Genomic DNA, 17,390 nt, shown 5'->3' with positions numbered 1-17,390 from the left:
TATGCGTATAGACAAATACCTATCCAATATGGGAATAGGATCAAGAAAAGAAGTAAAAGACTATATTAAAAAAGGCTATGTGCTTATAAATAATCAAGTTATTACAAAGCCTACATTTCAAGTAAAAGAAAATGAAGATATAGTAAAATTTAATAATGAAGAAATTATATATAAAGAATATACTTATATTATGATGAATAAGCCTCAAGGAGTGATTTCTGCAACTAGAGATAGGGAAGATACAGTAATAGACTTGCTTGATGAAAAATATCACAACAAGGATATTTTCCCTGCTGGAAGATTAGATAAGGATACGGAAGGTTTAGTTTTACTTACCAATGATGGCAGGCTTGCCCATGATCTTTTATCACCTAAAAAAAATGTAGTGAAGAAATATTATGCAAAAGTAGATAACAAGCTTGAAGAAGCTGATATAACTTCATTTAGACAAGGTATATATTTGGAAAATGAACAATATTTAACCTTGCCTGCAAACTTAGAAATCATTTCTGACTATGAAGCTTATGTTTATATTAAAGAAGGAAAGTACCATCAAGTAAAAAGGATGCTATCTTCTTTAGGGAAAAATGTAGTATACTTAAAAAGAATTAGTATTGGTTCTTTAATATTAGATGAAAATCTAGATTTGGGACAATATAGAGAATTGACAGAAGAGGAAGTTATCAATTTAGAAGAGGCATAGGAGTTTTTATGGATAAAGTACTTATAATAGGTGTTTGTGGTGGTACAGCTTCAGGTAAAACTACAATAGTAAATGAAATAAAAAAGAAATTTGATAACGACATAGTGGTATTGGCTCATGATGATTATTATAAGTCACATGACGACCTTACTTATGAAGAAAGAACAGAACTTAACTATGACCATCCAAATGCTTTTGATACAGAACTTATGATAAAGCATGTTAAAAAGCTAAAAAATGGTCATTCGATAAAAAGACCAGTGTATGACTATACAGTTCACAATAGGTCTGATGAAGTAGTTACCGTACAACCAAAACCGGTTATAGTTATAGAAGGAATCTTGATATTAGAAAACAAACAACTTCGAGATGCCATGGATATAAAAATTTATGTGCAAACCGATTCTGATGAAAGGATTCTTAGAAGAATTCAAAGGGATGTTGTCCAAAGAGGTAGGACCCTAGAATCCGTAATTTCTCAATACAGAGAAACTGTAAAACCCATGCATGAACTTTTTGTAGAACCATATAAAAAATATTCAGATATCATCATTCCATATGGTGGTCAAAATCATATAGCTATCGAAATGTTGATGAATAATATATCTAGATTAGTGGATAATGAAGAAGAATAATAGTTAGTAAACTAGCCTTAAATCGTTGTTTTTAGACAACTATGAGAAGGCTAGTTTTTTTATTTTTTAAGCTCAGTGCAAATTGTCAAAATATTAATTAAAGTTAATAAATCAAAGTATAAATATCAAAAAAAAAAAAATAACTATACTTTTGACGAAAAATATAGTATATTCTAATTAACTAGAAGAATGTTGACATTAAAAAACTAGGGAGGAATAATGAAAAATACATTAAAAAGAGCATTAGCAATGGGTGTAGCTTTAACTTTAGTTGTAGCTCCTGTTGTTAAAGCTAACGAAGTGGATCCAGTTAAAGAAGCAGAAAAAAAATATGAAGATGCTTGGGATCAATTTGAAAAAGAATTATCAAAAGATAATAAAGAAGAAACAAAAGAAGAAAAGAAAGAAAATGAAAAAGTTCTAGACAACCAAGAAGACGATAGATGGGGCGATTGGGCAAAAGAACAAGAAAAGAAAGAAAAAGAAGAAAAAGAAAAAGAAAAAAGAGAAGAAGAATTATCAAAAACAACAAAACCAGAAGATGCTTCTTCAAGAGTAGAAAAACCAAAAATGACAGATGATACTGCTAAAAATGAAAAAGAATGGGCAGATAAATCTGAACAATTATACAAAGCATACAGAATTGAAGACCAAACAAAATATGCTATGCAAAAATTAGCAGCTTCAAAAGAATATCAAAAAGCATTAGCTAAATATAAAGCAGCATTAGCTAGAGAAGATCACTGGGATGCAGCAGCAACTAAAGCGTTAATTTTAGATATGATTTTAAAAGAATTCCCAAATGCTGATACTTATAATGCAGAAGACTTTGCTTCAGATTACTTAGAATTAACAGCTGCAGCAAACACAGAAACATTAAACAACAATGTTCCAGAAGTTGATAAATACGGTAATACTGATAAAAACAAAGTTGGTGAAGAAGGTACAACACCAGATGCTACAACACCAGGAACAGAAACAGAAACAGGTTCAGAAGATAAAGGAACAGAAACAGAAACAGGTTCAGAAGATAAAGGTACACAAACAGGTTCAGAAGACAAAGGTACACAAACTGGTTCAAAAGATAAAGGTACACAAACTGGTTCAGTAGAAAATGCTAAAGGTGGAGCACCAAAAACAGCTGACGCTGGTATTGCAATGTCAGTAATTTCATTTGCATTAGCAGGTGGAGCAACATTATTAGCTAACAAGAATAAAAGAAAATAATTAAAAAATCTTTAGAGATATAAATATTTATTTCTTCTAGTAGAAGAGAGAGTTGATTTTTCAGCTCTCTTTTTCTTTATTTAATAAAAAGCTTGACAAAGTAAATATAATTTTGTATATTATATAGGTACGATTAATGTATGGTGGATATAGCCAAGGGGTAAGGCACTGGATTGTGGTTCCAGGTACCGTGGGTTCAAATCCCATTATCCACCCCATGCGGATGTGGCGGAACTGGCAGACGCGCTAGACTTAGGATCTAGTATCGCAAGATGTGGGGGTTCGATTCCTCTCATCCGCACCAGTAAAAAGCTTGACTATTTAGTCAAGCTTTTTTTATGTGCTTATAGCTTGTAAACGGAATGGATGCTAAGATACAGCTGATTAAGTGTTTTTGTTATTTTGTATAAAAATTAATGTGAAATGAATAAAAAGAGTAGAATATAGGAAAAATTAAGCAATTTGTAGCTAATTTGTAGCTTTTTTATAAATATAAATCCCATAAATAAAGGCGTAAAAATGCTTAAAAGACTAGGTGTAATTTCTAGACTTTTTTGTTTTATCTGTAATATATAAAATATACATTCATTTAATTTGAATTTTCCTATCTTTGATAGAAATCATTTAGTATGTAACTATACTTATTTTTTCAGTAAATAAAAATCAATATTACTCTCGATCCATTCCAAATCCAAACCAGAATTTGCAGATTCCATACTTATGATTAAATTCTTTCCAAGCCTTATGCCATTCATCTCATATAAACTTAATTTTTTTATCATATTAAGAGCGTAATTTTCATTAGCAACCATTCCAAAATGCTCCCAATATATTTCTTCCATATTATATGGACTTATAAAAGTGAAGTCGGGATATATTGTGAAATTGTTAATCTGTAGGGGAGCTTCGTATTTATACAAGATTCCTTTGCTCGAAAATAAGTCGGCTAGAATTTTTTCGCTTTTAGACCTGACTTTTTTTCCTTTATTAGTCAAGTAGTGTTTATTTTCATTGTTGAAATCGAGTTTTTTGTAGCCTGTTTTGTACCATTCTTTAACAGTTTTATCGTAATTTGGAAAGACTGGGTCGACTAGATCTTTTTTGCAATCTGGTAGTTTTTCGTATTCATCAACATCATCAAAACTATCAATTAATTTGTCTAGCAAATTGTATCTTTTGTTTAACTTTGAAGCGATTCTTTTAGAATATTGCTTTTGAGTTAAATTTTTTATTAAATCAATTTCCTGATGTTTAATATATTCTCTAATTAACTTTTCATCTTTGTAATAATTGTGATAGAAGTAAACACTATCATTCTTTTTATTTATAGTTATATAACCTTCAACATAAAGCTTGAGGTATTTATCGTTTTTCTCGATGAGTGATTTATATAGTATTCTTAGTTTTTTTAATTCATTTTTTATATTAGTCATAATATCTCCTAAAAAAAGTATAAGACAAAATCGAAAAAATAAACTGTCAACATTATTAAGAATATTTAATATAACTTATATACAAATATGTAGTTAAAATGATGTTTGATGAATATTTGTGAAGAAATCATGACAGGAGTAGGTAGGTTGAATACACACATGACATGCAGAATGTGTAAATCATGATAGTAGAAGAAAAGTGTTGTATACACATGAAACGCGAGCTTGAGATATCATGACAGTGGAAGCAAAGTGTTGAATACACATGAAACGTAAGCTAGAGATATCATGACAGTAGAAGCAAAGTGTTGAATACACATGAAACGCAAGCTTGAGATATAATGACAGTAGAAGAAAAGCATTGAATACACATGAAACGAAGGCTTAAATATCATGACAGTGGAAGCAAAGTGTTGAATACACATGAAACGTAAGCTTGAGATATCATAACAAGAGAATAAAAGTCTGAAATTTGCATGAAATACAATCTTAATATGTCGTGATCGGAGAAGTAAAACTTAAAATTGACCCAAACTCCAGCCGCAAGCAGCCGATACAAAAAACAAAACCACCAAAATCAGCTCCAATCGACTACCTCAAAACATAATTATTACAAAAACTTAACACATTTCAAAATAATAAAAAAAAAAACCAATAAACTTGATTAATCTCTACAAATTTAGTAATATAATCAAGTACTAATTTTAGCGACGATGTGAGAGGTTGCTTAGAAAGCTTACTTCTACGGGCTTTTTAAGGGTAATTCGCACGGAGTTAGTTCAAGAAAAATTTTGAGCGAGGTAGCATCGCTTTTTTTAATGATTGGGTTTAGTACACCCGGATAAGAGTATGGCTACCAAACATAGGAGGAAAAATGGCAAAACAACAAAAAATCAGAATAAGATTGAGAGCTTATGATCACGAAGTAATTGATTCATCAGCAGAAAAAATCGTAGATGCATGTAAGAGAAGTGGTGCGGAAGTTTCAGGTCCAATTCCACTACCTACAGAAATAGAAAAAGTTACTATTATAAGAGCGGTTCACAAGTACAAAGATTCAAGAGAACAATTTGAACAAAGAACACACAAGAGATTAATAGATATTGTTAATCCAAATGCTAAGACATTAGATGCTCTTAAAAAATTAAATCTACCAGCTGGTGTAGATATCGAGATCAAGCTTTAAGCTTAGAATGATTGCTAAAGGCGTTTAACGCAGCAAGTTAAAATAAGTTTCCTTATATATAACTTGTCCAAAAAGTAATTAGCAATCCGCTATAAGAAAGGGGAAAATATGAAAGGTATTTTAGGAAGAAAATTGGGAATGACTCAATTATTTGATGAAAATGGTGTAGTAACACCTGTTACAGTAGTTGAAGCTGGCCCAATTGTTGTTACGCAAATAAAAACATTAGAAAATGATGGTTACAATGCTATCCAAGTTGGTTATTTAGAAAGAAAAGAAAAACATTCTAACCAGCCAATGAAAGGACACTTTGAAAAAGCTGGGGTTGAATTAAAGAAACATTTAAGAGAATTCCTAGTTAAAGATCCAAGCCAATATGAAATCGGACAAGAGATTAAAGTTGATGCATTTGAAGAAAATGACATCGTTGATGTAATTGGTACATCAAAAGGTAAGGGTACACAAGGTGCTATTAAGAGACATAATTATGGAAGAGGACCAGAATCACACGGTTCAAAATCACACAGAGTAGCTGGTGCTAGATCTGCTGGTTCATATCCTGCTAGAGTATTTAAAGGTAGAAAAGGCTCAGGTAAGATGGGTCATGATAGAGTTACAGTACAAAACCTACAAATAGTTAAAATTTACGAAGATAAGAATCTATTACTTATCAAGGGTGCTATCCCAGGACCTAAGGGCGGACTAGTAACTGTAAAAGAAGCTAGAAAGGCTTCTAAATAGGAAGGAGATAGTAAATGCCTAACGTTAATGTATTAGATATTAAAGGAAACAAAGTTAGTTCATTAGATTTACCAGAATCACTATTCGCGGTAGAAGTTAACGAACATACAGTTTACGAAGTAGTTAAAAATCATTTAGCAAACAAAAGACAAGGTACACAATCAGCTAAAACTCGTGCAGAAGTTAGAGGTGGTGGTAAAAAACCTTGGAGACAAAAAGGAACAGGTAGAGCTAGACAAGGTTCAATCAGATCTCCTCAATGGAGAGGTGGTGGTGTGGTATTTGCTCCAAAACCAAGAGATTATTCATACACATTACCAAAGAAAGTTAAGAGACTAGCATTAAAATCAGTTCTTACAACAAAAGTATTAGATGAAGAATTAATCGTATTAAACGACTTAAACTTAGATAGCATCAGTACAAAAGAAGCTAAAAATGTTTTACAAGCAATCAATGCTAAAAACAAGGCTTACTTAGTAGTTGCTGAAGCTAATGAAAATGTATATAAATCATTTAGAAATATACCAAACGTAGAAGTAGTTGTTGTAAACAATATGAACGTATACGACTTAGTAAAACACGATTCATTAGTTATGACAGAAGCTGCAATCAATAAGGCAGAGGAGGTATTCGCATAATGAAATCACCTTACGATATAATCATCGCACCTGTTGTATCAGAAAGATCAATGGAGTTGACTGATGAAAACAAATATGTATTTAAAGTAGATAGAAAAGCTAACAAGTCAGAAATCAAAGAAGCTGTAGAAGCAATCTTTGAAAATGTAAAAGTTAAAAAAGTAAATACCATCAATATGAAGGGTAAATCAACAAGACACGGAATGATTACAGGAAAGAAATCTGACTGGAAAAAAGCAATAGTTACATTAACAGATGATTCAAAAGAAATTGAATTATTTGGTGAACTATAAGAGTTAGGGGGATCAAATGGCTATAAAAAAATATAAACCAACTTCTGCTGGGCTTCGTTCAATGTCAGTTTTATCTTTTGAAGAAATCACAAAGACAAAACCAGAAAAATCATTAACAGCTCCATTGAAAAGATCAGGTGGTAGAAACAACCATGGTAGAACTACAACCAGATTCAGAGGTGGCGGAAACAAGAGAAAATATAGAATAATTGATTTTAAGAGAAATAAAGACGGCGTACCAGGAAAAGTAGCATCTATAGAATATGATCCAAACAGAACAGCTAATATAGCTCTAATCCACTATGTAGATGGTGAGAAGAGATATATCATAGCTCCAAGAGGATTAAAAGTTGGTGCAACAGTTGAATCTGGTCAAGATGCAGATATCCAAGTAGGTAATGCATTACAATTAAAAGATATACCAGTAGGTACAACAATTCACAATATAGAATTAAAACCAGGTAAGGGTGCACAATTAGTTAGAACAGCTGGTGCTGAAGCACAATTATCAGGTAAAGAAGGTAAATTCGGTATCGTAAGATTACCATCCGGTGAAATAAGAAGAATAGATATCAGATGTAAAGCTACAATCGGTCAAGTAGGTAATACAGAACACGAATTAGTTACTTTAGGTAAGGCTGGTAAGTCAAGATATCTAGGAAGAAGACCTCACGTAAGAGGTTCAGCAATGAACCCTGTAGATCACCCTCACGGTGGTGGTGAAGGTAGAGCTCCTGTTGGTAGACCTCAACCTATGACTCCATGGGGTAAGAAATCACGTGGTGTTAAGACTAGAGATAGTAAGAAGAAATCAAATCAATACATTATAAGAAGAAGAAAAGGTAAATAGATCCGGGAGGTAATAAATGGGTAGATCTCTGAAAAAGGGACCATTTGCAGACGAACATTTAATGAATAAAGTTGAAGCTTTAAATGAAGCAAATGATAAAAAAGTTATCAAAACATGGTCAAGAAGATCAACAATATTTCCACAATTCGTAGGACACACAATAGCTGTTCACGATGGTAGAAAACATGTTCCAGTTTATATCACAGAAGATATGGTAGGTCATAAATTAGGAGAATTTGTTCCAACAAGAACCTACAGAGGACATGCTAAATCAGACAAAACAAGTTCAGTGAAGAAGGGTTAATAGGAGGATAGAATGGAAGTAAGAGCAGAAGCAAAATACGTACGTATTTCTCCGTTAAAAGTTCATTTTATCTGTAGAGAAATAGTAGGAAAGAACGTGGATGAAGCATTAAACATCTTAAGATTCACTCCTAAAAAAGGTGCTAAAATTCTTGCAGATGTATTGACATCAGCTATAGCAAATGCTGAAAACAATCACAATCTTGACAGAGAAAATTTAGTAGTAGCAAAAGCCTGGGCAAATGACGGTCCAACAATGAAAAGAATTAGACCTAAAGCAAAAGGCTCAGCATATCCAATACTTAAGAGAACATCACACATCGGTGTGACAGTTACAGAAGAGAACTAGGAGGAATAATGGGTCAAAAAGTTAATCCACACGGAATGAGAGTTGGAGTTATCAAAGACTGGGATTCAAAATGGTTCGCAGACAAGAAAGATTTTCCACAGTTATTAGCTGAAGATAACAAGATCAGAACAGTTGTTAAAAAAGATCAATACGAAGCAGGAATTTCTAAAATTGATATAGAAAGAACTCCAAATAGAATTAAAGTTTCAGTTTATACAGCTAAACCAGGTATGATCATCGGTAAAGGTGGTGCTGGTGTAGAAGAAATCAAAAATAAACTAGAAAAAATGACTGGTAAACAAGTTATCGTTAATGTTGAAGAAGTATTAGACACTGCAGTAAGTGCTCAATTACAAGCAGAACAAATCGCTGCAGATTTAGAAAGAAGAATTACTTTTAGAAGAGCTATGAAACAAGCTATCCAAAGAACAATGAAAGCAGGAGCTGAAGGTATCAAAACACAAGTTTCTGGTAGATTAAATGGTGCTGACATGGCTAGAACAGAAGGTTATTCAGAAGGTAGAATTCCTCTACAAACACTTAGAGCTGACATAGACTACGGATTTGCAGAAGCAGATACAACATATGGTAAGTTAGGTGTTAAGGTATGGATTTACAGAGGTGAAGTATTACCAGGAGATAAAGCTGTAGATAATCCAAAACCAAAATTCTCAAGAAACAGAAGAAACAACAACAGAGGAAAAAATAGAAGAAGTAGAAATAACGATAGATAATAGAGATTATCACCAATTTTCTTAATTGGTTGAAGGAGGATATAATATGCTAATGCCTAAAAGAGTTAAGCGTAGAAGAGTTCATAGAGGCAGAATGAAAGGAAACGCTCAAAGAGGTAATACAATCACTTATGGTGAATATGGCTTACAAGCATTAGAACCACACTGGATAACATCAAATCAAATCGAAGCTGCCAGAAGAGCGATGACAAGATACATCAAAAGAGGTGGTAATGTTTGGATAAAGATTTTCCCAGATAAACCAGTATCTAAAAAACCTGCAGAGGTTAGAATGGGTTCTGGTAAGGGTGCACCTGAATATTGGGTTGCAGTAGTTAGACCAGGTAGAATTATGTTTGAAATGGCTGGAGTTTCAGAAGAAGTTGCTAGAGAAGCATTTAGACTAGCAGCAGCTAAATTACCAATCAAAACAAAATTCGTTAGCCGTACAGGTCCAGAAAGCGAGGGCGCAAATTAATGAAAGCTAAAGAAATAAGAAAATTATCAGACCAAGAACTTGATAGTAAATTAGTTAGCCTAAAAGAAGAATTATTTAACTTAAGATTCCAACAAGCTACAGGACAAATTGAAAATATAAGTTCTATCGGTCAAGTAAAAAGAGATATTGCAAGAGTTAAAACAATAATTACAGAAAGAAAGTTAAACTTAAATAGGGAGGCTTAATAAATGGAAAGAAATACAAGAAGAACTGTAATTGGTTTAGTTGTTTCTGACAAAATGGATAAAACAATTTCTGTTGAAATAACAAACAAAATTAAGCATCCAGTTTATAAGAAATATTTAAATAGAAGTAAGAAGATAAAAGCTCACGATGAAAACAATTCCGCAAAAGTGGGTGACAAAGTTTTAGTAATGGAAACAAGACCTTTATCAAAAACAAAGAGATATAGACTTGTTGAAATTCTAGAAGAAGCTAAGTAATAAACTTTTATTTCTGGAAAGGGAGGATCAAATGATTCAACAAGAAACACGTATGAGAGTTGCAGACAATTCAGGTGCAAAAGAACTACTAGTTATAAAAGTTTTAGGCGGATCAAAGAGAAAATACGCAAATATCGGAGACGTAGTAGTTTGCTCAGTTAAGAGTGCAACACCAGGTGGAGTAGTTAAAAAAGGTTCTGTTGTAAAAGCTGTTATAGTTAGATCTAAATCTGGTATATCTAGAAAAGATGGATCATACATCAAGTTTGATGATAACGCAGCAGTAATTATCAAAGAAGACAAGAACCCAGCTGGTACACGTATTTTTGGACCTGTAACAAGAGAGCTTAGAGCAGATGGATTTATGAAAATCATATCATTAGCTCCAGAAGTATTATAGGAGGAAAATATGCATATAAAAACTGGTGATAAAGTTCAAGTTATAAAAGGAAAAGATAAGGGTAAAGTAGGTAAAGTTTTAGTTGCTTTCCCAAAAGAAAACAGAGTTATAGTTGAAGGTGTAAACGTACAAGTTAAACACCAAAAACCAAGATCAGCTACACAACCAGGTGGTATAGTAGAATCAGAAGGTGCAATCAACGCATCAAATGTTCTATTATACGATGAAAAGCTAGGTAGAGGTGTAAGAACAAGAACAGAAGTTACAAAAGATGGTAAGAAAGTTCGTGTTTCTACAAAATCTGGCGAAAAATTAGATAAGTAGAAGGGAGATCAAATGGCTTCTAGATTAAAAACATTATATAAAGAAGAAGTTTTACCTGCATTAGTAAAAGAGTTTGACTACAAAAATGTTATGCAGGCTCCAAAACTAGAAAAAATAGTTATAAACATTGGATTAGGTGAAGCTAAAGACAATGCTAAACTATTAGAATCAGCTGTAGAAGAGTTAAGAAAAATTACAGGTCAACAACCTGTTATAGCTAAAGCTAAAAAATCTGTATCTAACTTCAAATTAAGAGAAGGTCAACCAATTGGTACAAAAGTTACATTAAGAGGACAAAAAATGGAAGACTTCTTTGATAAATTAGTAAACATTGCTTTACCAAGAGTTAGAGACTTTAGAGGAGTTTCTCCAAAGTCATTTGATGGTAGAGGTAACTATGCTTTAGGTATCAAGGAACAATTGATTTTCCCTGAAATTGTATTTGATGAAGTTGAACAAATTAGAGGTATGGATATCATAATTGTTACAACAGCTGAAACTGACGAAGAAGGAAGAGCATTACTAGCAAAACTAGGTATGCCATTCGCAAAATAAGTTAGGAGTTAATATGGCAAAAAAATCAATGATTGCAAAGCAAAAAAGAGAACCAAAGTTTTCTACAAGACAATACAGTAGGTGCTCTATCTGTGGTAGACCACATTCTGTATTAAAGAAATACGGGGTTTGTCGTATATGTTTTAGAGAACTAGCTTACAAGGGTGAAATACCTGGTGTAAAGAAAGCTAGCTGGTAAGAGGAGGTAACTAAGTATGATGACTGATCCAATAGCAGATATGCTATCAAGAATTAGAAATGCGAACTTGGCTAAACATAAGTCAGTAGAAGTTCCAGCTTCTAATATGAAAAAAGACCTTGCACAAATCTTACTAGACGAAGGTTACATCAAAGGTTTTAATGTAACTGAAGACGACAAACAAGGTATGATAACAATAGATTTAAAATATGTAGATGACCAAAGAGTTATCTCAGGATTAAAGAGAATTTCAAAACCAGGCCGTAGAGTTTACGTTGGTTCACAAGATGTACCAAGTGTATTAAACGGACTAGGAACAGCTATTATCTCAACATCAAAAGGTGTTATGACAGATAAATCAGCTAGAAAAGAAACTGTTGGCGGCGAAGTGATTTGCTACGTTTGGTAGTATTTCAACAAGGAGGAGAATATGTCAAGAATTGGATATAAACCAATCGAAATCCCTGCTGGAGTTGAAATTAAATTTAACGATGGTCTAGTAGAAGTTAAAGGACCAAAAGGAAATTTAAGTCAAAAAGTTGGCAGTGGTTTCAATATTAAAATTGAAGATAAAGAATTAGTTGTCGAAAGACCTTCAGACTCAAAAAATGATAGATCTTTACATGGTTTATACAGAACTTTAGTATACAACATGGTAGTTGGAGTTACAGAAGGATATAAAAAACAATTAGAAATAGTAGGTACAGGATACAGAGCTCAAAAACAAGGTAACAAACTAAACCTATCATTAGGGCACTCACATCCTATTTTATTAGAGGATCCAGAAGGTATTCTTACAGAAGTTCCAAATGAAAGAACAATCGTTGTATCTGGTATAGACAAACAATTAGTTGGTGACTATACAGCAAAGATTAGAGGATTCAGACCACCAGAACCATATAAAGGTAAGGGTGTAAAATACTCAGACGAATATGTAAGAAGAAAAGTTGGTAAGACTGGTAAATAAGAAAGGAGTAAGTAATGGCAAGATTTAATAAAAGTATAAGTAGAAAAGCTAGACACTCAAGAGTTAGAAAAAACTTAAGTGGTACTCCTGAAAGACCAAGATTAAATGTATACAAGAGTAATGCAAACATCTACGCACAAATTATTGATGATGTTAACGGAGTTACTTTAGCAAGTGCTTCAACTTTAGATAAAGAATTATCTGGAGAAAAATTAACAGCTAATGTTGAATCAGCTAAAAAAGTTGGTGAATTAGTTGCTAAAAGAGCTTTAGATAAGGGTGTAGAAGAAGTTGTATTCGATAGATCAGGTTATATTTATCACGGCAAAGTTAAAGAACTAGCGGAATCAGCAAGAGAAGCTGGTTTGAAATTCTAGTCGGGAGGATACATGGCAAATAATAAGAGAAATCAATCAGAATTTGAAGAAAAAGTTGTTGATATAGCCAGAGTTACAAAAGTAGCTAAGGGTGGTAGAACAATGAGATTTTCTGCACTAGTGGTTGTTGGAAATAAAAAAGGAACAGTTGGTGTAGGAATCGGTAAATCTAATGAAGTTCCTGAAGCTATTAGAAAAGGTGTAGAAGACGCAAAGAAAAATGCAATAGATATCAATATAGTAAATGGTACAATTCCTCACGAAATTTATGGTGAAAAAGGAGCAGGTTTAGTATTGTTAAAACCGGCTAAAGAAGGTACAGGTATTATCGCAGGTGGTGCAGTTCGTGCTGTATGTGAGCTTGCAGGTATACAAAATATTCGTGCTAAGTCTTTAGGATCTGCTAATGCTAAGAGTGTTGTTAATGCAACATTACAAGGTTTATCAAGTGTTAAAACTGTTGAAGAAGTAGCAAGACTTCGTGGTAAAAGTGTTGAAGAAATACTAAACTAGGAGGTTGACATGGCTAAAATAGAAATTAAACTTGTTAAGTCTACAATTGGTAGAATTGAAAAACATAGAAAAACAGTTCAAGCTTTAGGATTAAAGAAAATTGGACAAACTGTTGTTAGAGAAGCTACACCATCAACATTAGGTATGGTGAAAGCAGTTGACTTCATGCTAGAAGTTAAAGAAGTTGAATAGGAGGTGCATAGTGAAATTACATGATTTAAAACCAGCACCAGGTGGAAAAGTTAAAGATAGAAAAAGAATTGGTCGTGGACACGCATCTGGATGGGGTAAAACATCAGGTCGTGGTCACAAGGGTCTAAAACAAAGATCAGGTGGATCAGTAAGACCAGGATTTGAAGGTGGACAAATGCCACTATTCCAAAGATTACCAAAAAGAGGTTTTACAAATAGATTTGCAAAATCTTACGGTATCATTAACTTAGATCAATTAAATAACTTTGAAGACGGTACAGAAGTAACACCAGAATTATTATTCGAAACTGGCTTAGTTAAAAAAGCTAAGGCAAAAGATGGTGTTAAAGTATTAGGTTCAGGTGAATTAGACAAGAAGTTAATAGTTAAAGCCCAAAAATTCTCTAAATCTGCAGAAGAGAAAATTAATGCTCTAGGGGGAAGGGCAGAGGTGATCTAATGTTAAAGACATTCGCTAATGCTTGGAAGATTAAAGATTTAAGAGAGAAAATGCTATTTACATTAATGATGTTGGCAGTATTTAGATTAGGTAACATATTGCCACTTCCTTTTGTAAATGTACAGGTTGTTAAGTCAATCTATGAAGGAACAGCCGGATCCCTATTAGGTATAGTTAATACTATTACTGGTGGTGGTTTAGAATCACTTTCAGTATTTGCTTTAGGGGTTGGCCCATACATTACTTCATCTATCGTTGTACAATTACTTACATTTGCTATACCAGCACTTGAAGAATTGTCAAAACAAGGTGAAGCAGGTAGAAAAAAAATACAAAACATTACAAAATATGTAGCTTTAGCTTTGGCTGTATTACAAGCAATTGGTATAGTATTAGGGATATTTAATGATGCTATTGGAATTTTCAATGGTTCAGGAACCCTACCAAAGTTAATAGTTATACTTTCCTTAGTTGCAGGATCACAATTCTTAATTTGGATTGGTGAATTAATAACAGAAAAAGGTATTGGTAATGGTGTTTCAATGATTATCTTCATCGGAATCATATCAAGAATTCCAAATGTTATAATTGGATGGATAAATGGTATATCAAATGGAGTAGCTGGTTATGAATGGTATAAATTTATATTTACACTAGTACTTTCATTGATTTCAATCATTTTCGTACTATACTTAACAAATGGTGAAAGAAGAATACCAGTACAATACGCTAAAAGAGTTGTTGGTAGAAAAATGTACGGTGGACAATCTACTCATATACCTCTAAAGGTAAACATGAGTGGTGTTATGCCTGTAATTTTCTCATCAGCTATAATGGCATTACCACAAACTTTAGCCTTGATAATAGGTGGTGGATTTGCTAATTTCGTAAATAAATATTTAGTTCCTACAACAGCATTTGGAACAATATTTTATGTAATAGTATTGTTTGCATTAGTTATCCTATTTGCATACTTCTACAATACTATTCAATTTAACCCATACGAATATTCAAAGAACTTACAACAAAATGGTGGTTTCATCCCAGGTATTAGACCAGGAAAACCAACAACAGATTATTTAGGAAGCATAGTAAGTAGAATTACTTTAATAGGTGCTATAGGATTAGGCTTAGTTGCAGCCCTACCTAGATTATTATCCTACTTCTTAAATATCAATATGACACTAGGTGGAACATCAATCATCATCGCAGTTGGTGTTATAATTGAGACACAAAAACAATTAGAAGCAATGATGCAATTGAGACACTACAAAGGTTTCTTAAACAAATAAAAGGGGTAAATAGATGATATTAATATTATTAGGACCTCCAGGAGCTGGTAAAGGATCACAAGCTAAGCTTATAGTAGATGAGTTTAAGGTAAATCACATTTCTACTGGAGATATATTTAGAAAAAATATTAAAGAAGAAACAGATTTAGGCTTGAAGGTTAAAGACATAATAGCTAAAGGCGAATTAGTTTCAGATGAGCTAACAAATGAGTTGGTATTTGAAACCTTATCAAAAGAGAATACACCAGCAGGATTTATGCTGGATGGTTATCCAAGAAATATTAATCAAGCTAAAGCTTTGGACAAGTGGCTAGAAGAAAATAATAAAGAAGTCACAGAAGTTATCCTAGTTGATGCAGATGTTAATGTATTAATCGAAAGAATTTCAGGTAGAAGAGTATGTAAAAACTGTGGAGCAACATATCATGTAAAAAATCTTCCTCCAAAAGTGGAAGGAATATGTGATGTATGCGGTAACGAGCTAGTCCAAAGACCTGACGATAATGAAGAAACCGCTAGAGATAGAATTGAAGTTTATAATGAACAAACTTCACCACTCATTGATTATTACGAAAAATCTGGTAGACTTGCTAGATTTGACGGTAATGAAGATATCGATGTAGTGTATGAACATGTAAGAAATTCTCTGAAGTAATTCATATGAGATTTAATAAAGAAAGTAAAACTGATTTGTATCTTGGACAGTTTTGTAGATCAAAACAAGGAAGGGATAAAGATAAGCTTTATATCGTATATGAACTTGTAGATGAGGATTACCTATTGGTGGTAGATGGAAAGTATAAAACACTTTCTAAACCTAAGAAAAAGAACAAAAAACATTTACAAAAAATAAATGATATTATAGACGACTTTGAAAAAGATAAACTGGAAAATACTCTTACTAATGAATATATTAAGAGAAAGATAAAGCTTAAAGAGGAGGCGCTTATCAATGTCGAAAGATGTTATTGAGGTTACAGGTAAAGTAGTAGAAGCATTACCAAATACAATATTTACCGTAGAATTAGAAAATGGACATCAAATCCAAGCTCACATTTCAGGTAAATTAAGAATGAATTATATTAGAATTCTTCCAGGTGATACAGTAACAGTAGAAATGTCACCTTACGACCTAAGTAAAGGAAGAATTACTTGGAGAAAGAAATAGGGGGATTATATGAAAGTAAGACCATCAGTTAAAAAAATGTGTGAAAAATGCAAAATTATCAGACGTAAAGGTAAAGTTATGGTAATTTGCGATAATCCAAAACACAAACAAAAACAAGGTTAGGGGGCGCAATTTGGCAAGAATAGCTGGAATTGACCTACCAAGAGAAAAAAGAGTTGAAATTGGATTGACTTATATTTACGGAATTGGTAGATCAAGATCAAATGAAATATTAGAAAAAGCTGGTGTTAATCCTGATACAAGAGTAAAAGATTTAACAGAAAGCGAATTACAAACAATAAGAGACGTTGTTGACGGTTATACTCTAGAAGGTGATTTAAGAAGAGACGTTAGCATGAACATCAAGAGACTACGTGAAATCAACTCATACAGAGGACGTAGACATAAAGCTAACCTACCTGTTAGAGGACAAAACACAAAGAACAACTCAAGAACTCGTAAAGGTAAGAAGAAATAGGGGGTAGAATTTGGCAAAAGCAAAAAATGCACGTGGTAAACAAACTCGTGTAAGAAGAAGAAATCGTAAGCAAATCGAAAGTGGCCAAGCATACATTAATTCTACATTTAACAATACTATGGTAATGTTGACTGACATGAATGGTAATGCTATTTCATGGTCATCAGCTGGTCAATTAGGTTTCAAAGGATCTAGAAAATCTACTCCATTTGCAGCACAAGAAGCAGCTGAAGAAGCAGCAAGAAAAGCTATGGAACATGGTTTAAAATCAGTTGAAGTTTACGTTAAGGGACCTGGTTCAGGTAGAGAATCTGCAATCAGAGCTTTAACAACAGCAGGTTTGCAAATTACAAAGATTAAAGACGTTACTCCAATACCTCACAATGGTACAAGACCACCAAAGAAAAGAAGAGTATAGGGAGGATATTGAT

At 32.9% G+C, this 17,390-nt stretch carries 32 protein-coding genes and 2 tRNA genes; 33 read left to right on the top strand and 1 reads right to left on the bottom strand.

Translation table 11 applies throughout. The features are described from left to right. Position 1: 1 nt before the first annotated feature. The 5 genes from C4Q29_RS02305 (at position 2) to C4Q29_RS02285 (ending at position 2,869) form a co-directional block, all read left to right on the top strand. Positions 2-703 carry a pseudouridine synthase gene (locus C4Q29_RS02305; RefSeq protein WP_103981218.1) on the top strand — a complete coding sequence of 234 codons (702 nt, stop codon included), beginning with the start codon at positions 2-4 and terminating at the stop codon, positions 701-703. An 8-nt stretch (positions 704-711) separates the two neighbouring features. Next, positions 712-1,338 (top strand): uridine kinase, encoded by a 627-nt coding sequence (gene udk / locus C4Q29_RS02300; protein WP_103981217.1) that lies wholly within the window; start codon positions 712-714, stop codon positions 1,336-1,338. Positions 1,339-1,557: 219 nt separating this feature from the next. Beyond that, entirely contained in the window at positions 1,558-2,565 is a 1,008-nt protein-coding gene (locus C4Q29_RS02295) for a hypothetical protein (protein ID WP_103981216.1), read from the top strand. A 143-nt stretch (positions 2,566-2,708) separates the two neighbouring features. Continuing rightward, positions 2,709-2,783, top strand: a tRNA-His gene (locus C4Q29_RS02290). A gap of 1 nt (position 2,784) precedes the next feature. Further along, a tRNA-Leu gene (locus tag C4Q29_RS02285) sits at positions 2,785-2,869 on the top strand. Positions 2,870-3,206: 337 nt separating this feature from the next. Here C4Q29_RS02285 and C4Q29_RS02280 read toward each other — a convergent pair. Further along, positions 3,207-3,998 carry a hypothetical protein gene (locus C4Q29_RS02280; RefSeq protein ID WP_103981215.1) on the bottom strand — a complete coding sequence of 264 codons (792 nt, stop codon included), beginning with the start codon at positions 3,996-3,998 and terminating at the stop codon, positions 3,207-3,209. An 874-nt stretch (positions 3,999-4,872) separates the two neighbouring features. On the opposite strand from C4Q29_RS02280, the gene rpsJ reads away from it, so the two are divergent. From rpsJ to rpsK, 28 genes are all read left to right on the top strand, one after another. Then, entirely contained in the window at positions 4,873-5,184 is a 312-nt protein-coding gene (rpsJ, locus tag C4Q29_RS02275; protein WP_103981214.1) for a 30S ribosomal protein S10, read from the top strand. A gap of 108 nt (positions 5,185-5,292) precedes the next feature. Beyond that, complete coding sequence (rplC, locus tag C4Q29_RS02270) at positions 5,293-5,925, top strand: 50S ribosomal protein L3 (protein WP_103981213.1); 633 nt, start codon at positions 5,293-5,295, stop codon at positions 5,923-5,925. A 14-nt stretch (positions 5,926-5,939) separates the two neighbouring features. Further along, on the top strand, positions 5,940-6,563 hold the full coding sequence (gene rplD, locus C4Q29_RS02265; protein ID WP_103981212.1) for a 50S ribosomal protein L4: 624 nt from the start codon (positions 5,940-5,942) through the stop codon (positions 6,561-6,563). Continuing rightward, positions 6,563-6,856: a 50S ribosomal protein L23 gene (gene rplW / locus C4Q29_RS02260; RefSeq protein WP_103981211.1), complete on the top strand. Its 294-nt coding sequence runs from the start codon at positions 6,563-6,565 to the stop codon at positions 6,854-6,856. The genes rplD and rplW overlap by 1 nt, the downstream gene beginning before the upstream one ends. A 16-nt stretch (positions 6,857-6,872) precedes the next feature. Then, positions 6,873-7,706 (top strand): 50S ribosomal protein L2, encoded by an 834-nt coding sequence (gene rplB, locus C4Q29_RS02255; RefSeq protein WP_103981210.1) that lies wholly within the window; start codon positions 6,873-6,875, stop codon positions 7,704-7,706. A gap of 16 nt (positions 7,707-7,722) precedes the next feature. Then, positions 7,723-8,010, top strand: a complete 288-nt coding sequence (gene rpsS, locus C4Q29_RS02250; RefSeq protein ID WP_103981209.1) for a 30S ribosomal protein S19 — start codon at positions 7,723-7,725, stop codon at positions 8,008-8,010. Between the two features lie 12 nt (positions 8,011-8,022). Continuing rightward, positions 8,023-8,358 carry a 50S ribosomal protein L22 gene (gene rplV, locus C4Q29_RS02245; protein ID WP_103981208.1) on the top strand — a complete coding sequence of 112 codons (336 nt, stop codon included), beginning with the start codon at positions 8,023-8,025 and terminating at the stop codon, positions 8,356-8,358. Positions 8,359-8,366: 8 nt separating this feature from the next. Then, positions 8,367-9,092 carry a 30S ribosomal protein S3 gene (gene rpsC, locus C4Q29_RS02240; RefSeq protein ID WP_103981207.1) on the top strand — a complete coding sequence of 242 codons (726 nt, stop codon included), beginning with the start codon at positions 8,367-8,369 and terminating at the stop codon, positions 9,090-9,092. 46 nt (positions 9,093-9,138) lie between these two features. Continuing rightward, positions 9,139-9,570: a 50S ribosomal protein L16 gene (gene rplP, locus C4Q29_RS02235; RefSeq protein WP_103981206.1), complete on the top strand. Its 432-nt coding sequence runs from the start codon at positions 9,139-9,141 to the stop codon at positions 9,568-9,570. Beyond that, positions 9,570-9,776, top strand: a complete 207-nt coding sequence (gene rpmC, locus C4Q29_RS02230) for a 50S ribosomal protein L29 (RefSeq protein WP_103981205.1) — start codon at positions 9,570-9,572, stop codon at positions 9,774-9,776. The genes rplP and rpmC overlap by 1 nt, the downstream gene beginning before the upstream one ends. A 3-nt stretch (positions 9,777-9,779) precedes the next feature. Next, positions 9,780-10,034 carry a 30S ribosomal protein S17 gene (rpsQ, locus tag C4Q29_RS02225; protein ID WP_103981204.1) on the top strand — a complete coding sequence of 85 codons (255 nt, stop codon included), beginning with the start codon at positions 9,780-9,782 and terminating at the stop codon, positions 10,032-10,034. Between the two features lie 31 nt (positions 10,035-10,065). Continuing rightward, a complete protein-coding gene (gene rplN, locus C4Q29_RS02220; RefSeq protein WP_103981203.1) occupies positions 10,066-10,434 on the top strand; it encodes a 50S ribosomal protein L14 in 369 nt (122 codons plus the stop codon). A gap of 9 nt (positions 10,435-10,443) precedes the next feature. Beyond that, complete coding sequence (gene rplX / locus C4Q29_RS02215) at positions 10,444-10,758, top strand: 50S ribosomal protein L24 (RefSeq protein WP_103981202.1); 315 nt, start codon at positions 10,444-10,446, stop codon at positions 10,756-10,758. 12 nt (positions 10,759-10,770) lie between these two features. After that, on the top strand, positions 10,771-11,313 hold the full coding sequence (rplE, locus tag C4Q29_RS02210; RefSeq protein ID WP_103981201.1) for a 50S ribosomal protein L5: 543 nt from the start codon (positions 10,771-10,773) through the stop codon (positions 11,311-11,313). A 13-nt stretch (positions 11,314-11,326) separates the two neighbouring features. Beyond that, positions 11,327-11,512, top strand: coding sequence for a type Z 30S ribosomal protein S14 (locus C4Q29_RS02205; protein ID WP_103981200.1), 186 nt, complete (start codon positions 11,327-11,329; stop codon positions 11,510-11,512). 16 nt (positions 11,513-11,528) lie between these two features. After that, positions 11,529-11,921, top strand: coding sequence for a 30S ribosomal protein S8 (gene rpsH / locus C4Q29_RS02200; RefSeq protein ID WP_103981199.1), 393 nt, complete (start codon positions 11,529-11,531; stop codon positions 11,919-11,921). 21 nt (positions 11,922-11,942) lie between these two features. Then, complete coding sequence (gene rplF, locus C4Q29_RS02195) at positions 11,943-12,479, top strand: 50S ribosomal protein L6 (RefSeq protein WP_103981198.1); 537 nt, start codon at positions 11,943-11,945, stop codon at positions 12,477-12,479. Between the two features lie 14 nt (positions 12,480-12,493). Next, positions 12,494-12,856 carry a 50S ribosomal protein L18 gene (gene rplR, locus C4Q29_RS02190; RefSeq protein ID WP_103981197.1) on the top strand — a complete coding sequence of 121 codons (363 nt, stop codon included), beginning with the start codon at positions 12,494-12,496 and terminating at the stop codon, positions 12,854-12,856. A 12-nt stretch (positions 12,857-12,868) separates the two neighbouring features. Further along, positions 12,869-13,369, top strand: a complete 501-nt coding sequence (gene rpsE / locus C4Q29_RS02185; RefSeq protein WP_103981196.1) for a 30S ribosomal protein S5 — start codon at positions 12,869-12,871, stop codon at positions 13,367-13,369. 9 nt (positions 13,370-13,378) lie between these two features. Next, the gene (rpmD, locus tag C4Q29_RS02180) at positions 13,379-13,561 is read left to right on the top strand and encodes a 50S ribosomal protein L30 (RefSeq protein ID WP_103981195.1); all 183 of its coding nucleotides are present in this window, start codon (positions 13,379-13,381) and stop codon (positions 13,559-13,561) included. A gap of 10 nt (positions 13,562-13,571) precedes the next feature. Further along, the gene (gene rplO / locus C4Q29_RS02175) at positions 13,572-14,021 is read left to right on the top strand and encodes a 50S ribosomal protein L15 (protein ID WP_103981194.1); all 450 of its coding nucleotides are present in this window, start codon (positions 13,572-13,574) and stop codon (positions 14,019-14,021) included. Then, positions 14,021-15,313 carry a preprotein translocase subunit SecY gene (gene secY / locus C4Q29_RS02170; protein WP_103981193.1) on the top strand — a complete coding sequence of 431 codons (1,293 nt, stop codon included), beginning with the start codon at positions 14,021-14,023 and terminating at the stop codon, positions 15,311-15,313. The genes rplO and secY overlap by 1 nt, the downstream gene beginning before the upstream one ends. A 13-nt stretch (positions 15,314-15,326) precedes the next feature. Further along, complete coding sequence (locus C4Q29_RS02165) at positions 15,327-15,968, top strand: adenylate kinase (protein ID WP_103981192.1); 642 nt, start codon at positions 15,327-15,329, stop codon at positions 15,966-15,968. A 5-nt stretch (positions 15,969-15,973) separates the two neighbouring features. Beyond that, positions 15,974-16,285: a KOW domain-containing RNA-binding protein gene (locus C4Q29_RS06365; RefSeq protein ID WP_234994016.1), complete on the top strand. Its 312-nt coding sequence runs from the start codon at positions 15,974-15,976 to the stop codon at positions 16,283-16,285. Then, positions 16,266-16,481, top strand: coding sequence for a translation initiation factor IF-1 (infA, locus tag C4Q29_RS02155; protein ID WP_103981191.1), 216 nt, complete (start codon positions 16,266-16,268; stop codon positions 16,479-16,481). Before C4Q29_RS06365 ends, infA begins: the two co-directional genes overlap by 20 nt. A 9-nt stretch (positions 16,482-16,490) precedes the next feature. Next, a complete protein-coding gene (gene rpmJ, locus C4Q29_RS02150; RefSeq protein WP_071028065.1) occupies positions 16,491-16,604 on the top strand; it encodes a 50S ribosomal protein L36 in 114 nt (37 codons plus the stop codon). 10 nt (positions 16,605-16,614) lie between these two features. Further along, the gene (gene rpsM, locus C4Q29_RS02145; RefSeq protein WP_103981190.1) at positions 16,615-16,959 is read left to right on the top strand and encodes a 30S ribosomal protein S13; all 345 of its coding nucleotides are present in this window, start codon (positions 16,615-16,617) and stop codon (positions 16,957-16,959) included. Between the two features lie 10 nt (positions 16,960-16,969). Then, positions 16,970-17,377 (top strand): 30S ribosomal protein S11, encoded by a 408-nt coding sequence (gene rpsK / locus C4Q29_RS02140; RefSeq protein ID WP_103981189.1) that lies wholly within the window; start codon positions 16,970-16,972, stop codon positions 17,375-17,377. Positions 17,378-17,390 lie beyond the last annotated feature (13 nt).

Source organism: Helcococcus massiliensis (assembly GCF_900258485.1).
Classification (GTDB): Bacteria; Bacillota; Clostridia; order Tissierellales; family Peptoniphilaceae; genus Helcococcus; species Helcococcus massiliensis.
This window is presented reverse-complemented; position numbering and strand designations above follow the sequence as displayed.

Bases quoted from the DNA above. Each gene is read 5' to 3' on its own strand.
- C4Q29_RS02305 (WP_103981218.1), top strand. From the start codon at position 2: ATGCGTATAGACAAATACCTATCCAATATGGGAATAGGATCAAGAAAA.
- udk (WP_103981217.1), top strand. From the start codon at position 712: ATGGATAAAGTACTTATAATAGGTGTTTGTGGTGGTACAGCTTCAGGT.
- C4Q29_RS02295 (WP_103981216.1), top strand. From the start codon at position 1,558: ATGAAAAATACATTAAAAAGAGCATTAGCAATGGGTGTAGCTTTAACT.
- C4Q29_RS02280 (WP_103981215.1), bottom strand. From the start codon at position 3,998: ATGACTAATATAAAAAATGAATTAAAAAAACTAAGAATACTATATAAA.
- rpsJ (WP_103981214.1), top strand. From the start codon at position 4,873: ATGGCAAAACAACAAAAAATCAGAATAAGATTGAGAGCTTATGATCAC.
- rplC (WP_103981213.1), top strand. From the start codon at position 5,293: ATGAAAGGTATTTTAGGAAGAAAATTGGGAATGACTCAATTATTTGAT.
- rplD (WP_103981212.1), top strand. From the start codon at position 5,940: ATGCCTAACGTTAATGTATTAGATATTAAAGGAAACAAAGTTAGTTCA.
- rplW (WP_103981211.1), top strand. From the start codon at position 6,563: ATGAAATCACCTTACGATATAATCATCGCACCTGTTGTATCAGAAAGA.
- rplB (WP_103981210.1), top strand. From the start codon at position 6,873: ATGGCTATAAAAAAATATAAACCAACTTCTGCTGGGCTTCGTTCAATG.
- rpsS (WP_103981209.1), top strand. From the start codon at position 7,723: ATGGGTAGATCTCTGAAAAAGGGACCATTTGCAGACGAACATTTAATG.
- rplV (WP_103981208.1), top strand. From the start codon at position 8,023: ATGGAAGTAAGAGCAGAAGCAAAATACGTACGTATTTCTCCGTTAAAA.
- rpsC (WP_103981207.1), top strand. From the start codon at position 8,367: ATGGGTCAAAAAGTTAATCCACACGGAATGAGAGTTGGAGTTATCAAA.
- rplP (WP_103981206.1), top strand. From the start codon at position 9,139: ATGCTAATGCCTAAAAGAGTTAAGCGTAGAAGAGTTCATAGAGGCAGA.
- rpmC (WP_103981205.1), top strand. From the start codon at position 9,570: ATGAAAGCTAAAGAAATAAGAAAATTATCAGACCAAGAACTTGATAGT.
- rpsQ (WP_103981204.1), top strand. From the start codon at position 9,780: ATGGAAAGAAATACAAGAAGAACTGTAATTGGTTTAGTTGTTTCTGAC.
- rplN (WP_103981203.1), top strand. From the start codon at position 10,066: ATGATTCAACAAGAAACACGTATGAGAGTTGCAGACAATTCAGGTGCA.
- rplX (WP_103981202.1), top strand. From the start codon at position 10,444: ATGCATATAAAAACTGGTGATAAAGTTCAAGTTATAAAAGGAAAAGAT.
- rplE (WP_103981201.1), top strand. From the start codon at position 10,771: ATGGCTTCTAGATTAAAAACATTATATAAAGAAGAAGTTTTACCTGCA.
- C4Q29_RS02205 (WP_103981200.1), top strand. From the start codon at position 11,327: ATGGCAAAAAAATCAATGATTGCAAAGCAAAAAAGAGAACCAAAGTTT.
- rpsH (WP_103981199.1), top strand. From the start codon at position 11,529: ATGATGACTGATCCAATAGCAGATATGCTATCAAGAATTAGAAATGCG.
- rplF (WP_103981198.1), top strand. From the start codon at position 11,943: ATGTCAAGAATTGGATATAAACCAATCGAAATCCCTGCTGGAGTTGAA.
- rplR (WP_103981197.1), top strand. From the start codon at position 12,494: ATGGCAAGATTTAATAAAAGTATAAGTAGAAAAGCTAGACACTCAAGA.
- rpsE (WP_103981196.1), top strand. From the start codon at position 12,869: ATGGCAAATAATAAGAGAAATCAATCAGAATTTGAAGAAAAAGTTGTT.
- rpmD (WP_103981195.1), top strand. From the start codon at position 13,379: ATGGCTAAAATAGAAATTAAACTTGTTAAGTCTACAATTGGTAGAATT.
- secY (WP_103981193.1), top strand. From the start codon at position 14,021: ATGTTAAAGACATTCGCTAATGCTTGGAAGATTAAAGATTTAAGAGAG.
- C4Q29_RS02165 (WP_103981192.1), top strand. From the start codon at position 15,327: ATGATATTAATATTATTAGGACCTCCAGGAGCTGGTAAAGGATCACAA.
- C4Q29_RS06365 (WP_234994016.1), top strand. From the start codon at position 15,974: ATGAGATTTAATAAAGAAAGTAAAACTGATTTGTATCTTGGACAGTTT.
- infA (WP_103981191.1), top strand. From the start codon at position 16,266: ATGTCGAAAGATGTTATTGAGGTTACAGGTAAAGTAGTAGAAGCATTA.
- rpmJ (WP_071028065.1), top strand. From the start codon at position 16,491: ATGAAAGTAAGACCATCAGTTAAAAAAATGTGTGAAAAATGCAAAATT.